General features: G+C 44.8%; 13 protein-coding genes. 8 read left to right on the top strand and 5 right to left on the bottom strand.

The window, feature by feature from the left end; all coding sequences use genetic code 11:
* Positions 1–299 precede the first annotated feature (299 nt).
* Together fadA and fadB are read right to left on the bottom strand one after the other, a co-directional pair.
* Entirely contained in the window at positions 300–1472 is a 1173-nt protein-coding gene (gene fadA / locus C8322_RS11520; protein ID WP_004813618.1) for an acetyl-CoA C-acyltransferase FadA, read from the bottom strand.
* A 12-nt stretch (positions 1473–1484) separates the two neighbouring features.
* Entirely contained in the window at positions 1485–3638 is a 2154-nt protein-coding gene (gene fadB, locus C8322_RS11515; RefSeq protein WP_005220686.1) for a fatty acid oxidation complex subunit alpha FadB, read from the bottom strand.
* 514 nt (positions 3639–4152) lie between these two features.
* Between fadB and C8322_RS11510 the strand changes: the two genes are divergently transcribed.
* A complete protein-coding gene (locus tag C8322_RS11510; RefSeq protein WP_111810646.1) occupies positions 4153–5214 on the top strand; it encodes a diguanylate cyclase in 1062 nt (353 codons plus the stop codon).
* 132 nt (positions 5215–5346) lie between these two features.
* Entirely contained in the window at positions 5347–5763 is a 417-nt protein-coding gene (locus tag C8322_RS11505; RefSeq protein WP_004890615.1) for a PH domain-containing protein, read from the top strand.
* Positions 5764–5784: 21 nt separating this feature from the next.
* Here the strand turns inward: C8322_RS11505 and C8322_RS11500 are convergent, their stop codons facing one another.
* Complete coding sequence (locus C8322_RS11500; RefSeq protein ID WP_111810645.1) at positions 5785–6834, bottom strand: AAA family ATPase; 1050 nt, start codon at positions 6832–6834, stop codon at positions 5785–5787.
* Positions 6835–7059: 225 nt separating this feature from the next.
* Here C8322_RS11500 and uvrC point away from each other — a divergent pair, with 225 nt between their 5' ends.
* From uvrC to pgsA, 3 genes are all read left to right on the top strand, one after another.
* Positions 7060–8859 carry an excinuclease ABC subunit UvrC gene (gene uvrC / locus C8322_RS11495; RefSeq protein ID WP_111810754.1) on the top strand — a complete coding sequence of 600 codons (1800 nt, stop codon included), beginning with the start codon at positions 7060–7062 and terminating at the stop codon, positions 8857–8859.
* Positions 8860–8975: 116 nt separating this feature from the next.
* A complete protein-coding gene (locus C8322_RS11490; RefSeq protein ID WP_111810644.1) occupies positions 8976–9770 on the top strand; it encodes a thioesterase family protein in 795 nt (264 codons plus the stop codon).
* A gap of 107 nt (positions 9771–9877) precedes the next feature.
* Positions 9878–10465, top strand: a complete 588-nt coding sequence (gene pgsA / locus C8322_RS11485) for a CDP-diacylglycerol--glycerol-3-phosphate 3-phosphatidyltransferase (RefSeq protein WP_008302472.1) — start codon at positions 9878–9880, stop codon at positions 10463–10465.
* Positions 10466–11568: 1103 nt separating this feature from the next.
* Here pgsA and C8322_RS11475 read toward each other — a convergent pair.
* On the bottom strand, positions 11569–11838 hold the full coding sequence (locus C8322_RS11475) for an oxidative damage protection protein (RefSeq protein ID WP_005220695.1): 270 nt from the start codon (positions 11836–11838) through the stop codon (positions 11569–11571).
* Positions 11839–11867: 29 nt separating this feature from the next.
* Positions 11868–13298: an argininosuccinate lyase gene (gene argH, locus C8322_RS11470; protein WP_008302470.1), complete on the bottom strand. Its 1431-nt coding sequence runs from the start codon at positions 13296–13298 to the stop codon at positions 11868–11870.
* On the opposite strand from argH, the gene C8322_RS11465 reads away from it, so the two are divergent.
* The 3 genes from C8322_RS11465 (at position 13289) to hemC (ending at position 16267) form a co-directional block, all read left to right on the top strand.
* Positions 13289–14443, top strand: coding sequence for a sensor histidine kinase (locus C8322_RS11465; protein WP_005220696.1), 1155 nt, complete (start codon positions 13289–13291; stop codon positions 14441–14443). The genes argH and C8322_RS11465 overlap by 10 nt on opposite strands.
* A 56-nt stretch (positions 14444–14499) precedes the next feature.
* The gene (locus tag C8322_RS11460) at positions 14500–15240 is read left to right on the top strand and encodes a LytR/AlgR family response regulator transcription factor (protein WP_004813599.1); all 741 of its coding nucleotides are present in this window, start codon (positions 14500–14502) and stop codon (positions 15238–15240) included.
* A 106-nt stretch (positions 15241–15346) separates the two neighbouring features.
* Complete coding sequence (gene hemC / locus C8322_RS11455) at positions 15347–16267, top strand: hydroxymethylbilane synthase (protein ID WP_005220697.1); 921 nt, start codon at positions 15347–15349, stop codon at positions 16265–16267.
* Positions 16268–16272: the final 5 nt, after the last annotated feature.

The raw sequence follows: 16272 nt of genomic DNA, 5'->3' as shown, positions 1-16272 counted from the left end.
TATATCGCTAAAAAAGCCTTTACAGATAGGTTTGTGCAACAAAGCCTTTTGTAGGTAATGGATTAGTAAAAGTAGATATAGAATATTTAATCAAATTTCTTCTTTCGAGTAACTTTTTTTATGAAAAGGATATAAACAAAAATGAAGTAAGGAAGCTCTACCAAAATTTTATAAAATATATTGAAAAATCGATGGAAAAAAGTGATATCTGGAAAAAGGCTATTGAGAAAGGTAAGCAAATTAAATAATTAAAAAACCCCGCAATAAGCGGGGTTTTCTTTTGATCACGTATTTAAGAATTAAACACGTTCGATCACTGTTGCGATACCTTGACCCAGACCGATACACATCGTCGCAAGACCGATTTGTGTATCTTGCTGTTCCATCACGTTCAACAACGTTGTTGTGATACGCGCACCAGAACAACCCAATGGGTGACCCAATGCAATCGCACCACCGTTATGGTTCACGATGTCTTGCTTGTCATAAATGCCTAAGCCTTTAAGAACAGACAGACCCTGTGCAGCAAATGCCTCGTTCAATTCAAATGTTTGAATATCAGAAATCGCAAGACCAGCGCGTTTTAACGCTTTTTGTGTTGCTGGAACCGGACCAAAGCCCATGATCGCAGCATCACAGCCTGCAACCGCCATAGAGCGAATTACAGCACGTGGCTTAAGACCCAACGCTTGCGCACGTTCAGCAGACATCAATAACATTGCAGACGCACCATCAGACAACGCTGAAGAAGTCGCAGCAGTCACAGAACCGCCTTTCGGATCGAATACTGGACGCAATGCTTTGAACGCTTCAAGGTTTGCATCAGGACGAATTACTTCGTCGATGTCGCAAAGCTGTTTAAAGCCGTTCGCGTCATGACCTTCAATACCGATGATTTCGTTCTTGAAGCGACCTTCCTGAGTCGCAGCCCAAGCACGGCGGTGAGATTCAACACCAAATGCATCTTGTTCTTCACGGGTAATGCCGTTCATACGACCGAGCATTTCAGCGGTTAAGCCCATCATGTTAGACGCTTTAGCATAGTGCTTAGACGCTTCAGGGTTCAGGTCGATGCCGTGCATCATACCTACGTGACCCATATGCTCAACACCACCAATGATGAAAACATCACCTTGACCAGTCATGATTTGTGCCGCAGCAGTATGGATTGCCTGCATAGACGAACCACACAGACGGTTAACCGTTTGACCTGCAACAGTCTTAGGAAGATCTGCCAGTAACGCGATGTTACGACCGATGTTCATACCTTGTTCTAGAGTCTGGTTTACACAGCCCCAGATTACGTCTTCAACTTCGTTGACATCGAACTGGTTACGAGCAACAAGCGCACGTACAAGTTCAGCAGAAAGGCTGTCTGCACGTACATTGCGGAACATACCATTTTTGGTTTTACCCATTGCTGAACGTACGCCATCAACGATGACAACGTCACGTGGATTTAAAGTAGCCATTCACGTTGCTCCTTAACCGTAGAATTTTTTGTTGTTAGCAGCCATGTCACGCAACATTTGTGGCGCTTCATAAGCCTTACCTAAGTGTGCGTACTTGTCGCAAAGCGCAACGTATTCAGCTACACCAGTCTGGTCGATATAACGGCATGGACCGCCACGGAATGGAGGGAAACCTACACCCATGATCATCGCCATATCTGCTTCAGCAGGTGTTGCTACAATGTTGTCTTCCAGGCAACGAACAGTTTCGTTACAGAAAGCAAGCATCATACGGTCAATGATTTCCTGAGCATCAAATTCGCGTTTTTCCGCAGTTGCAACAGAAGCCACAAGTTCGTATGCAGTTGGATCAACCACTTTGGCTTTCTTGCCTTTACGGTCCAATTCGTATTTGTAGAAACCAACGTCATTCTTTTGACCTAGACGTTTGTTTTCGTACATCACCTGGATTGAACCTTTGTAGTCAGGCTTCATACGGTCAGGGAAACCTTCCGCCATGACTTCTGCACCGTGAACGCCAGTATCAATACCCACAACGTCCATCAAGTAAGCAGGACCCATAGGCCAGCCGAATTTTTCCATCACTTTGTCGATTTGCTGGAAGTCAGCACCATCTTTCAGTAGAAGGTCGAACGCACCAAAGTAAGGGAACAATACGCGGTTCACCAGGAAGCCCGGGCAGTCATTCACCACGATCGGTGTTTTACCCATTTTCTGAGCAAGTACCACAGTGGTTGCAATCGCTTCGTCAGAAGTCTTCGCACCACGGATCACTTCTACCAATGGCATCATGTGCACTGGGTTAAAGAAGTGCATACCGACGAAGTTTTCAGGACGCTCCAGGTTTTCAGCCAGACGCGTGATTGAAATCGTAGAAGTATTCGAAGCAATGATCGTGTTTTCACGAACTTTCGCTTCAGTTTCTTTCAGTACGATACCTTTCACTTTTGGATTTTCAGTCACCGCTTCAATCACGATGTCCACTTCTTTAAACTCGTCATAGCTTAAAGTTGGGCGGATGCGCGCAAGAGTTTCACCCATTTGAGCAGGCTTCATCTTCTTGCGTTCAACTTGTTTGGTCAGTAAGCCGTTTGCTTCTTTCATACCTAAAGCAAGTTGTGGATTACCAATGTCTTTCATGATGATTGGTGTGCCTTTGCTTGCCGCTTGGTAAGCAATACCACCACCCATGATACCTGCGCCTAATACAGCCGCTTGGTTCACAGGGTGTGCACCTTTCTCATATTTCTTGGAAGTTTTCTTCACCACTTGATCGTTGATGAATAGACCAATCAACGCACCTGCTTGCGGTGTTACCGCAGCTTTGGCAAAGCCTTGTGCTTCTGCTTTTAATGCTTCATTACGTGGAAGGCTTGCACCTGCCTGTAGTGAATCAAGCATCAATTTTGGTGCTGGGTACTGAGCAGGGTTTGCTTTTGCAAGAACCGCACCTTTCGCTGTATTGAACGCCATCATTTGCTCAAGCATGTTCAACTTAACAGGATCTAGTTTTTCCTGGCGTTTTGCTTTCCAGTCTAGACGACCTGCAATGGCTTGTTTAACCAGATCAATCGCAGCATCTTGCAGTTTGTCCGCAGCAACCACTGCATCAACAGCACCGTCTTTCAGTGCAGCAGCAGGTTTCTTCGGATTGGCCATTGCCATCCATTCAACCGCATTGTCGATACCGATCACACGGCTTAAACGAACAGTACCACCGAAGCCCGGGAAGATCCCCAGTTTGATTTCAGGCAGGCCAACAGCAGCCGCTTCTGACATCACACGGTAGTCACACACCAGACACATTTCAAAACCGCCACCCAATGCTTGACCATTGATTGCAGCAACTTTAGGAATGTCTAAGTCTTCAAAAGAGTTGAAGATGTCATGAACAGGCAGTGCCCATTCTACAATTGCCTGTTCGCCTTGCGCGAAGTTCGCACCGAACTCAGTAATGTCTGCACCTACGATGAAGGTTGACTTCGCTGAAGTGACGATTAAACCTTTGATGTCAGCGTTTGCTTTTACCGCGTCAATTGCAGCTTTAAAATCTTCAATTGTTGCACGGTTAAATTTGTTGACCGACTCACCTTGTAAGTCAAAGCGGAATTCTGCAATTCCGTCCGAAAGCATTTGGACGGTAATGGCATTGCCAGCGTGGATCATGCCTGATCTCCTTTATTTTGGAGGACTTCTAAGTTGATGTTGTGAAGAGCCTATGCGCGATTCCTGCGCATATTTATGCTTCGCCAATCTTACGATAACTATATCCAAAAAGAACATAACAAGTTGTATCAAGCCGTGACGCAAGGGTCATCTATTTTTGCCTGAACTGTTTTGGCTGTTATGCGTTCTAGTATGGCTCTTATCAAGCACAATGAACTGAACATTTTGTTTCAGCTCATAATTTTTTAATGAGAACCCCATTTATATTGGGCGATAGCGAGGCTTTTCAAGTCTTTGAAAAAATCGTTTTACTGTCAAAAAAGTCAATTTAGGGCAGAGAATTTCTTTGTTGCTGTTTTGCAGCCTGATTAAAATCGCGCTCCAAGTCCAGCTTTGTTGCAGTTTAGTTGTGAGGTGGTTGTTTGCCGATAAGCTGACTGGGATTGTGAATCGGCCCGGCTTAGAATGGGGGGAAATAAGTAAAAACCTAGAACAATAATAAGAAGATCACTGCATGAAATTGACAGATCAGACGCTGATGCAGCAGATGCAGATTTCATTGCCCGACATCCAGCGACGCAAGCAATTATTTGGACTGACTGAAGAAGCCTTGGCAGCACTGGCGACTGTGCGTGAACTGATAGAGCCAGGCTTACAGGACACTGTGGCCGAATTTTATGACTATCAAACCTCTGTACCCGAAATTAATAATCTGATTGGTGATGTCGATACGCTTAAACGCCTCAAGGTCGCCCAGCATCAATATATTCTGGATCTGTTTTCTGGCTGCTATGACAGTGTCTATGTTAATAACCGCTTGCGTATCGGATTGGTGCATAAACGTATTGGGGTAGAGCCGCGTCTGTATCTGGCTGCCTTGCATCAGATTAAATTAGGCATCTTTAAACTGGTGGAACAGTATGTAGCGGATGCAGCCCTGGCGCGGCAGGTGCAGGACACCCTGGAAAAACTGTATACCTTTGATATTACCTTGGTGGTCGAAACCTATATTTGGAGCCTGGTCAAAGAAGTGAATAGCTCCCATCACAAACTGCAGGAATATGCCATGGCACTTGGTGCACATGCACAGGAAATGGAAACCCTGTCCCGGCTGGATCCACTGACAGGGCTTTATAATGTGCGTAGCCTGACCTCGATGTTAAATGAACTACTTTATCGTGCACGGCAACAGCATGCGCCTGTGACCGTGGTATTTATTGATATCAACGACTTTAAACTGTTAAACGACCAATATGGCCATGTCTATGGTGATCAGGTGATTCAGGCAGTAGCGAGTACCTTAAAGCAGATTGCCCGGGATGAAGACTACTGTTTCCGCTATGGCGGTGATGAGTTTCTAGTGATATTGCCGAACTGTACCGAGGTAGATGCCTTGCAAAGCTTTATTCCACGCGTAGAGCAGACTTTGAGCCAACTGACAATGCCGGTCAGTCTTAGTGTCGGGATTCATCAGGCCGATGCCAATAGCGGCTATCTGGATAGCGCCAGCCTGATCCGCTGTGCGGATGACAAGATGTATGCGGTCAAGAAACAGTACAAACTAAAAGGGAAATAACAGTAATCAATACGGCAATTCATGATTGCTATTTCATGCTGTATCACTTTTAAAATATCTGATGAGTTAAGTAATTTTGCTGGTAGATCCTATTTTTAGATTTACAATAGCTTTAAGAATAGGGGAGCACACATGCAGGTATTTCGTTCCAAAAAAGACTGGTGGCTGGTGGCCTTCCTGGTGTGTATGACCGGACTTTTGGTGCAGTTATTGCTGGTAATGTCAGCCAAAGGCACCATGCAGCAATATCCATTGCATACTGCGGTGTATATGCTGACGATTGTAATGATCTGGTGGCCTGTGCTGAATACCCGATATCAGCTTACTGCAGATCAATTGATCGTCAAAAGTATGTGGTTTAGCTGGCAGATTCCCGTAGCTGCTATTCAGGCGGTCACTCCAACTGACTATTCATCTGTTGCGCCCGCTTTGTCCCTGAAGCGTTTACGCGTGGATTATCGTGAAGATGGAACCAATAAATATGTACTGATCTCACCCAAAGACCAGATGGCGTTTATTAATGCGGTACAGAATCAGCAGGCATCTTAAGCGCTCATTCTGTGGTTGAAGCTATTCGGGCTGAATCACTAAATTGCCTTCAATACAATCTAGCTTCAGCGTAGACTGTTCAGGCTGATTTAAAAAATATACCGCTAAAACTGGTTCTAGTTCGATACGCATCTTGCGACCCAGATGACGTGCGCCATAGCGAATATCATGCCCTTGATAGAAATAGGCCTTGGCTGTATCGGTTAGGATCACAGTTCGCTTCTGATGCTGTAATCGCTGATTGAGTTTTTCCAGCTCAATCTCAACCAGTCGTGGCAGAGCATCATTTTGTACAGCCTGATAATGCAGGGTACGGTCAATCCTGTTCAAAAATTCAGGATCAAATTTACGCTGCATGACCTTTTCAATAATGCGCTGTGTCGGTACTTTTTTCAGGCACAGATTCTGAACCTGCTGCGGCAAATAACTGAGCTTTTCCAGATATTGCTGGGCAGCTTGCGCGCCAACATTACTGGTCATAAAGATCATACAATTCCGAAAATCGATGGTCTTGGTGCCTGCTGTGAGGTTTAAACGACCTGTATCCAGCACGTTCATTAAACCTCGAATGACTTCGGTTGAAGCCTTTCCTAATTCATCAAATAGCATAATGCCCGGACGGGTATGGCTACCTGCAATCGCAGTTTCATCAACCAGGCTATGACCTTCTTTGGAGCCGACATAACCCGGAGGCGCACCTGTTAGCGCTGCGGCATAATGTTCTTGCGCCAGCGTATTCATGTCGATACGGCAAAACGCATCTGGACGTCCATAGATAGCTTCGGTGATCAGGCGCACGGTCTCGGTTTTACCTACTCCGGTTGGGCCAAGCATCAAGGTCATGGACAAGGGGCGATCCGGGCTGGAAAAATCAGCCTTGACCACATATAGCATCTTTTCGATTTCATTCAGCGCAGCATCCTGCCCAATAATCCGTTCCCGAAGCAGGTCCATGACTGCCTTGGGTTCAAAGTGAAAGCGTGGCTTGCCAATCAGGCGGTCACGTTCCGAAGCACTATGCGTGGAGGTACCAGGCTGGACGATATGGAAACCGGAATGCTGCGTGGTCATCTTGGGGAATCTCAAAAACGAACCCGTCGAGCATAACAAAGATATCAATTGAAATTTATAGCTTTTAGCAATCACAGTATAACGGCGAGCCTATAAATTAACCGGGATTGCATATTTATAAACTTCGCTTGTGGGCAGGCTTGATGGTAATTTTGTCACCGCGCTTGAAAATCAGGCAATAAGCATCACATTATCTGCATATTGCATGTGAAAAATAGGTTGCAGGTGAACGAGAACGCGCGTCCCCATATTGAAAAAATCCTGGCGAATATGACCACACTTCCGGGGGTATACCGGATGTATGGTAAGGATGGCGAATTGCTGTATGTGGGCAAGGCAAAAAACCTGAAAAACCGCGTATCTAGTTATTTCGTCAAGACCCTTGAACATCCGAAAACTCAAGCTCTAGTAGCGAGGATTTATGATATTCAAACTTTGGTGGTGCGTTCTGAAACCGAAGCGTTACTGTTAGAGCAGAACCTGATCAAGTTGCATCGTCCACCGTATAACATCATGCTGCGCGATGATAAATCCTATGTCTATATCTTTGTATCTAGTGATAAACCTTATCCACGGATTGCAGCAGGTCGAGGCAAGGGCAAACATCAACCAGGCAAGTTTTTTGGACCTTATCCAAGTGCTTACAATGCCAAGGATACCCTGATCGTTTTACAGAAACTGTTTAATGTGCGCCAGTGTGAAAACAGCTATTTTGCACAGCGTAAGCGTCCCTGCCTGCAATACCAGATCAAGCGTTGCTCAGGCCCCTGTGTCGGACTGATTTCACCTGAAGACTATCAGGAAGATGTCAACAACTCGATTCGCTTCTTGCAAGGCGATACCAAGGAGCTGAACCAGCAGCTGATTGCTAAAATGGAAGCTGCTGCCGAACAGCTCGAATTTGAAAAGGCTGTATTTTATCGGGACCGTATGGCTCTGTTACGTGATGTTCAAGCTAATCAGGCGATCTACAAGGTCAAAGGTGAAGCCGACATTCTGGCGATTGCCCATCAGGCCGGCGTGACCTGTGTGCAGATCATGCATGTGCGTAATGGTAAAATGCTGGGAGGTAAAAGCTATTTCCCGGATATCCAGAGCGATGATCTCAGTCAGATGTTGAGTGATTTTATTGCCAACTTCTATTTCCAAGTCGCTGATGAAATTCCAGCAGAACTGATCGTCAATGTAGAAGTGACTGATCGTAACGAGCTGGAACAGGCATTGGCCCAGCATTTTGATAAAAAAATCCAGATTAAATCCAAGGTTCGGGAAACCCGTGCTGAATGGCTGGAACTGGCACAAATGAATGTGCTGCAAGGAATTAAATCGAAACTGGCGAATCACTTTGAACTGAATGAGCGTTTCCATCAGCTGGAGCAGGTGGTGGGACATCCTGTGGACCGGATTGAGTGCTTTGATATCTCGCATACCATGGGGGAGGAAACGGTCGCATCCTGTGTGGTGTTTGATAGTGGCGGTGCGCGTAAGCGGGATTATCGCCAGTTCTCGATTAACGACATTACCGAAGGCGATGACTATGCTGCAATGCGTCAGGCGTTGACCCGACGTTATAAAAAGCACATGTTGCCCGACCTGTTACTGATTGATGGGGGTAAGGGACAGCTGCATATGGCAATGGAAGTCATGCAGGATCTTGGTCTGGACGCTTTTATGGTGGGTGTATCCAAAGGTGAGGGACGTAAACCAGGCTTAGAAACTTTACATTTTACTGATGGCACCAAGATTCAACTTCCCGAAGATCATAAAGCCCTGCATCTGATTCAACAGGTACGGGATGAAGCACACCGCTTTGCAATCACCAAACACCGTGCCAAACGCGACAAGAAACGAGGCTCTTCAGTTCTGGAAGTGATTCCCGGTCTGGGTCCAAAACGCCGTCGTGACCTGCTGACCCATTTTGGTGGCATTCAAGGTGTGTTGAAGGCTTCAGAGAAAGACTTGATGTTAGTACCAGGCTTAGGTGAAGTCATGGCTCGTACTATTTATAAAGTACTGCATGAATAAAAATCCAAATTAAATCATTTGCCAAAGTGCTCAGTGACGGAGAAGTCATTGAGCATTCACATCAATTTAAATTTATTGAATGATATCAGAACTAAAATGAACCACAGGGATGCACAATGACACTGGAACAGGTGTATGCAGCGATTGCTGTTGAGGAATGGGTTGATCTTCCAGCAGGATGGTTACAAGGACGGACCCTGTATGGTGGTCTGGCTGCGGCGATGATGATGCAAAAAGCGGTGCTGAGTATTAATGACCCGGCGAAACATCTTTTAAGCACTAGCGTAACTTTTGTGGGGCCGGTCCAGCAACGGCCAGTCAGGTTAACTGCAGAAATTCTGCGTGAGGGTAAATCCGTCACTACGGTTGAAGTTCGCCTGTGGCAGGATGATGCAGTGCAGAGTATCTTGTTAGCCAGTTTTGGTGTAGCACGTGACTCGACTATTCAAGTACATCAGGAGGCATCTGCTCCGGATTATCCAGCTCTAGAAAGCCTGTTTAGCATTCCTTCAAACGTAGGTATGCCGGAATGTTACCAGCAGTTTGAGGTTCGTTGGGCTGAAGTGAATTTGCCATGCACGGGGAGTGATCATCCTGATTTTGGCGGATGGTGCCGTTTTGATCCGGAAAGACATGCAAACCGCAAATTTGAAGTTGCTGACCTGATGGCAATTTTTGATATTTGGCCACCCGGTGTATTGCCGATGTTTAAGCAGATTGCACCAGCCAGCAGCCTCAACTGGACGGTGACCTATGTGCATCCAGTACAACATCAGTTGAATGATTGGTTTAAATATAAAGTATTTACTGATCATGCAGCAGATGGCTACGCGACAGAACATGCCTATCTGTGGGATGCTGAAAATCGCCTGATTGCGATTGCCAGACAGACAGTGACAGTGTTTGCCTAGTGACACTGCTGGCCAATTCGTATAAAGTGAAGCCTATTAACGATGGATCAAACCTCAATAAAAGTGTGCATTTTCATCGTACATGAGGGGAACAATTGGCGGTGTCTATGACTACAGGTCGTATCCTGAATATTCCAAACATCTTGACCTTGGCACGTATTGTCCTGATTCCAGTCTTTCTATTGGTGGCCTATTGGCCGCCGGCGATGGGGATTGATGAAAGCAATCCGGATATGACGCGTCATATGCTGTTGACTGCAATTTTTGTGGTTGCGGCGGTAACGGACTGGTTTGATGGCTATCTGGCGAGAACATTGAATCAGACTTCGGCTTTTGGTCGATTCCTGGATCCGGTGGCAGACAAGCTGATGGTTGCAGCTGCACTGATTGTACTGGTGCAATGGCAGCCTTCGATCTCCATGGCCTTTGCTGCAATTGTGATTATCTCGCGGGAAATTACGGTATCAGCTTTACGTGAATGGATGGCTGAACTGGGTGCGCGAACCAGTGTGGCGGTGTCTACAGTCGGCAAATACAAGACAGCCTTCCAGATGATCGCAATTACCGTATTTCTGCTTAACTGGCAGCCGCTGGATATGCTGGCTTATGCATTGCTCTATACTGCAGTCGTGCTCACGTTATGGTCGATGTTTATCTACCTGAAAGCGGCCTGGCCCTATTTGAAACAGCCTTAATCGAATATTGAATCAAGCTCCAGTCACTGGGGCTTTTTTATGGTCGATGGTAATTTTCAGGCAAAAAAATACCCAGCCTTTGGGGGAAGAACTGGGATGAAATCGGGGATATTTATCGCTATTATACAAAGATGTTGCCATCCTCTTAATTGCTATTATAGGAAATCCATTTTTTAATTCATGTACATTCTTGTAGTGTAATGTTGCATTTCTATAGTGGCATGTATCTGCCGTTTACAATCTATTATTTTGAAATGAATGAAGGGTTTAAATCTAATAAGACTCATAATTAAATTCTTTAAATCGAATAAGTAAATTCAGCATTTTTAAACTTAATTGATTAGTAAAACTTCATATTTACAATAAATTTAATCTATAAAATAAATAACATTGAGAAAAAATGATCTTAAAACTGATGCAATCTGTTGTTCTGAGAAGTTTAGGAAAAAAGGAAGGATATGATCTATTGATTAGAAAATAGATAACTAGATGAAGGGAATTCTAGGGATTTAATTTGCTTATTTACGGTACATTTCTGCAATCAAGAGAAAGGTAGGTGGAAAAATTAAAAAAACGCTTTAAGAAACCTTTTTCGGATTTTACTTGAGAGGACGGTTCCTGTCTTTAATCATGTTGAGCGTCATATAAAGAGTCTGTCTAATGATGGAGATTCTTTTTAAATTAAAGCTTACGCGCAGCATGGCTGCTTGTCTTACGGCGTGGCAGAGCAGTGCTCTATCAAAGAAAAAGAGCCGCATAAGAGACTCTTTTAAAATTAAAGCCTACGCCCACCTGCGGTGTTTGTCTGGCGGCGTGGCGGTATAGTGCATAAAAAAGGAGTCTTCTTAGACTCCTTCTTGACATTTGAAACTACGCGCTTCGCTTGTCTTGCGTAATTTTTAGAGCAGTGCATAAAAAAGAATCCCCAAGTTGGGGATTCTTTTAGATTAAAGCCTACGCGCAGCATAGCTGCTTGTCTTGCGGCGTGGCAGAGCAGTGCTCTTACAAAGAAAAAGAGCCTCATAAGAGACTCTTTTCTAATTAAAGCCTACGCACACCTTTGGTGTTTGTCTTGCGTAAAACTTAAAGCAACGCTTTAAGTTTTACTCAGGCTTTAGCCCTTCAGCTTTTTCCAATGATTCATCATTATTGAAAAACTTCTCACGTTGTTCTTCAAGGAACTTTTTCGCATCCGCTTCAAACACGTTTAAACGCTTTTCATTGATCAGCGTAGTTTGATGCTTCAGCCATTCCTGCCAAGCCTGTTTAGATACAGTGTCAAACAGTTCCTGACCCTTTGCACCTGGGAATGGTGCAAAGTCTAAGCCTTCCATTTCTTTTTGATACTTACGGCAAAATACTTGTCGAGACATATCAATACTCCGAATTTAAGATAGCGCAATTAAGCGTAAAGTTTTTCCAGACGTGCATAAGCGCGTTCGATTGCTGCTGCGACTTGTACAGGTGCAGTACCACCAATGTGGTTACGCGCATTTACAGATGCTTCTAAAGTTAACGCTTTTTCAAATACATCTGCCTGGATCAGGTCAGAGAATTGCTGTAGCTGTTCAAGGGTGAGTTCAGACAAGTCTTTACCTTCCTGAACACCAAGTGCAACGGCTTTACCCACAATCTCATGTGCATCACGGAAAGCAACGCCATTTTTCACCAGGTAATCTGCAAGGTCAGTTGCAGTCGAGAAACCACGAAGCGCTGCTTCACGCATGATTTCGATATTTGGAACCAGTGCAGGAATCATATCTGCAAATGCCATCAATGAACCACGAACGGTATCGATCGCATCAAATAATGGTTCTTTGTCTTCCTGATTGTCTTTATTGTAGGCTAATGGCTGACCTTTCATTAGAGTCAACAAGCTCATCAAGTCGCCATACACACGGCCAGTCTTACCACGGATCAGCTCAGGCACGTCTGGGTTTTTCTTCTGTGGCATGATCGATGAACCAGTACAGAAGCGGTCCGGAATATTCACAAACTTGAACTGTGCAGATGTCCACAGAATCATTTCTTCAGACATGCGAGACAGGTGCATCATGATTAAAGATGCTGCTGCATTGAATTCGATGCCGAAGTCACGATCAGAAACAGCATCTAATGAGTTTTCAGCTACTGCTTCAAAACCTAGCAGTTCAGCTGTATAAGTACGGTCGATTGGATAAGTGGTGCCTGCTAAAGCAGCAGAACCCAATGGCATACGGTTAACGCGTTTACGGCAGTCAATCAGACGCTCAGAGTCTCGGACCAGCATTTCAAACCAAGCCATCAAGTGGTGACCAAAAGTCACAGGCTGTGCCGTTTGCAGGTGAGTAAAACCTGGCATGATGGTATTGGTATTTTTCGCCGCCAAGCTCAAAATGCCTTTTTGTAATTTCTCTAATAATTTTAGGATGGCATCAATTTCATCACGGACATAAAGACGGATGTCTGTTGCCACCTGGTCATTACGGCTACGGCCAGTATGTAATTTTTTACCTGTAATGCCGATACGCTGAGTCAGACGTGACTCAATGTTCATGTGCACATCTTCAAGGTCAATGCGCCACTCGAAATTACCTGCTTCAATATCTGCCTTAATCGCAGTCAGGCCTTCAATGATGTCATCACGTTCTTGTTCAGTCAGCACGCCCACTTTTGCAAGCATGGTTGCATGCGCAATTGAACCCGCAATATCTTGTTTATAAAAACGTTGGTCAAATTGTACAGATGCTGTAAATTCAGCAACAAAAGCATCAGTCGCTTCAGAGAAACGACCGCCCCACATACCCGAAGTCTGGGCTTGTGATGGATTTGAGGAATTAGAAGATGTGGTCATGTCGGCTCAATAAGATTAAAAGCAGTAGAACGAAAAAGAGTATAGCAAATTCAACGGCTGTTGCCGAAGTTCCATCTGCTCAATCTGTTACAGATCCGATGGGGCAGCAACAATCTTCTTATTTTTTTGGCCAGATTGGCAATTGGCGTTATCTGCTGGAACTGTTTGTTGGCGGTAATGTTTTGGCTTTGGTACTGAGTCTGGCAGAAGCCCAGTCCTGGCAAGCGCTCAATTTTATGCACTTGCTGCAATACATCCTCTATATTAACTGGGTATTGCTATCATTTGCGGCTTGTGTAGACCTGTTTCACCAGTATTTTGATCGTATGGGGATCAAATCTGCATTGATTACCGGATTCTTGTTATTACAGGCTATCGTGCTGGTAACGACAGTTAGTTTAAACATTCTGATACATTTTGGCATAAATTTTCATCTGCATGATCTTACATCTGAAATTGCTTTTAAGCAGGTCGGAATGCACCTGAGTTTTGGAATTTTGCTCGGAACTTTGTGTTTTCGTTATCTTTACTTAAGGGAGCAATGGACACGTCAACGCCATAGCGAGTTAAATTCACGGATTCAGGCCATGCAGGCCCGGATTCAACCACATTTTTTATTTAATAGTTTAAATAGTGCTATCAGCCTGATCAGCATTGATCCCGATAAAGCGGAACATATGCTACTTAATCTTTCCCGACTGTTTCGTGCCAGCTTTCAGGAATTAAAGCTGGTCAGCTTGCAAGAAGAAATCGATTTGTGCAAACGTTATCTGGAGATTGAACAAATCCGGCTCGGTGATCGTTTGCAGGTTGAATGGAAATTAGAAAACAAAGACTTATACTCACAAGTCCAAATTCCATTACTGACTTTACAACCCCTATTAGAAAATAGTATTTTCCATGGAGTTGAAAAAATTCTAACAAAGAGTACGATAAGCGTATTGATTGAAATCCTGCAAAATCAAATTAATATTATTATAACAAACCCATATTCACAGGATCATGCAGCATTAAAGCGGGGAAATGGTATTGCAATTGAAAATGTTCGACAGCGTTTGAAGGCCTATTATGGCCCGAGAGTAACCTTTAGAACCTATGCCGGCAAGGGAATTTTTACGACGGTTGTGCAATATCAGTATAAATAACAATAAAATGCAGTTAACTTAACAACAATGACATGCCGTTAACTGAAGGAGGATAAATGGACATCCTGATCTGTGATGATGAGCCTCTTGCCATAGAGCGTTTGGCACGCCTGGTCAGCCAGCTCGGCCATACTGTGGTTGCAACCGCAACCCATGGTCAGCAAGCCCTTGATCTGGCCCATCAGCACGAGCCCGATGTCATTCTATTAGATATTCAAATGCCCGAAATGGACGGTCTGCGTTGCGCACAACATCTGCGCCAGCTTGACCCAATGCCGGCAATTGTTTTTTGTACGGCCTATGACAACCATGCGCTTGATGCATTCAAGTCGAATGCAGAAGGCTACTTGCTCAAACCAGTGATGCAACAGGAGTTAGCACAGGTATTCGAGCATTTAACCAAACTTACCCAAGCTCAGATGAGCCAACTAAAACAAAAAGAAAATATGGAAGAACTCAATATCAGCCGCCATCAGATTGCGGCAAAGACTTATCGCGGGGTGGAGCTTGTCCCTGTGGAAAATATTTACTATTTCCTGGCTGATCAGAAATATGTCACGGTACGGCATAAAAATGGCAGTGTCCTGATCGATGAAACATTAAAGGACTTGGAACAGGAATTTGGCCAGAATTTTATCAGGATTCACCGCAATGCGCTGGTGTCTGTAAACTATCTGGATGGGCTGGAAGTGGTCAGTTCGGGGCAGTATCAGGTGCGTTGCCGTGAGCTGGATGAAAGACTTGCAGTAAGTCGGCGCCATTTACCATTTTTACGTGAACGCATTCATAAGCTCTGAAGCGTATGGGATCGGGTTGCAGTTGAAACTTGCATAAATTCACTTGCATTTTAAAGTGATCAGGTTAAGTTTAGACTATTGTTCTCATTCACTGTATTTGAAATTTATGAAGACCCTAAAAATTGCAACTCGACAAAGTCCTCTTGCACTATGGCAAGCGGAGCATATCCGTGCACGTCTGCAGGAACTGCATGCCGACCTTCAGGTCGAGTTGGTCACGTTTGTGACACAGGGTGATAAAATTCTTGATACCCCATTGGCAAAAATTGGTGGCAAGGGCCTGTTTGTTAAAGAACTTGAGGCTGCATTACTGGATGGTCGTGCAGACTTGGCCGTGCATTCCATGAAAGATGTACCCATGGCACTGCCTGAAGGTTTAAGTCTTGCGGTGATCTGCGAACGTGAAGATCCATTGGATGCTTTTGTCTCTAATAGCTATACCAGCTTTGACGAGCTGCCACAGGGCGCTAAAGTAGGCACATCCAGTCTGCGTCGTAAGAGCCAGATTTTAAAGGCACGTCCGGACCTTGAGATCATTGATCTGCGAGGTAATGTCGGCACACGGCTGTCGAAACTCGATGCAGGCAATTACGATGCTATTATTCTTGCCAGTGCCGGTTTAAAACGTCTGGGATTGGCAGATCGTATTCGTCATACGCTTAAGCCTGCGGTCAGTTTACCAGCTGTGGGACAGGGTGCGCTTGGTCTTGAATGTCGTGATCGTGATCAGGCTGTACTTGACCTGATCCTGCCACTGTTACATGCTGAAACTGATGCCTGTGTTCGTGCTGAACGCGCATTTAATGCCTATCTGGAAGGCGGTTGTCAGGTGCCGATTGCAGGTTATGCAACTTTACAGGATGGTAAAATTGCTATTGAAGGCCGTGTGGGTAGCGTGGATGGTGCCACCTTATTAAAAGCAGAATTACAGGGTGATGTAAATCAGGCAGAGCACCTCGGTGTGATTCTGGCACAGAATTTACTGGCCCAAGGTGCGGGTGATTTGCTTAAAGCACTATATTCATAAGATTC

The organism is Acinetobacter sp. SM1B, from assembly GCF_003289665.1.
GTDB classification, from domain to species: domain Bacteria; phylum Pseudomonadota; class Gammaproteobacteria; order Pseudomonadales; family Moraxellaceae; genus Acinetobacter; species Acinetobacter schindleri.
Note: the sequence above shows the minus strand (reverse complement) of the source record. Positions and strands in the feature narration are given on the sequence as shown.

What these genes read in the sequence shown, in the direction of transcription:
- fadB (WP_005220686.1), bottom strand. Translation starts at nt 3,638, where the DNA reads ATGATCCACGCTGGCAATGCCATTACCGTCCAAATGCTTTCGGACGGA.
- C8322_RS11465 (WP_005220696.1), top strand. Translation starts at nt 13,289, where the DNA reads ATGTGGTCATGTCGGCTCAATAAGATTAAAAGCAGTAGAACGAAAAAG.
- fadA (WP_004813618.1), bottom strand. Translation starts at nt 1,472, where the DNA reads ATGGCTACTTTAAATCCACGTGACGTTGTCATCGTTGATGGCGTACGT.
- C8322_RS11505 (WP_004890615.1), top strand. Translation starts at nt 5,347, where the DNA reads ATGCAGGTATTTCGTTCCAAAAAAGACTGGTGGCTGGTGGCCTTCCTG.
- hemC (WP_005220697.1), top strand. Translation starts at nt 15,347, where the DNA reads ATGAAGACCCTAAAAATTGCAACTCGACAAAGTCCTCTTGCACTATGG.
- argH (WP_008302470.1), bottom strand. Translation starts at nt 13,298, where the DNA reads ATGACCACATCTTCTAATTCCTCAAATCCATCACAAGCCCAGACTTCG.
- C8322_RS11500 (WP_111810645.1), bottom strand. Translation starts at nt 6,834, where the DNA reads ATGACCACGCAGCATTCCGGTTTCCATATCGTCCAGCCTGGTACCTCC.
- C8322_RS11490 (WP_111810644.1), top strand. Translation starts at nt 8,976, where the DNA reads ATGACACTGGAACAGGTGTATGCAGCGATTGCTGTTGAGGAATGGGTT.
- C8322_RS11460 (WP_004813599.1), top strand. Translation starts at nt 14,500, where the DNA reads ATGGACATCCTGATCTGTGATGATGAGCCTCTTGCCATAGAGCGTTTG.
- pgsA (WP_008302472.1), top strand. Translation starts at nt 9,878, where the DNA reads ATGACTACAGGTCGTATCCTGAATATTCCAAACATCTTGACCTTGGCA.
- C8322_RS11510 (WP_111810646.1), top strand. Translation starts at nt 4,153, where the DNA reads ATGAAATTGACAGATCAGACGCTGATGCAGCAGATGCAGATTTCATTG.
- C8322_RS11475 (WP_005220695.1), bottom strand. Translation starts at nt 11,838, where the DNA reads ATGTCTCGACAAGTATTTTGCCGTAAGTATCAAAAAGAAATGGAAGGC.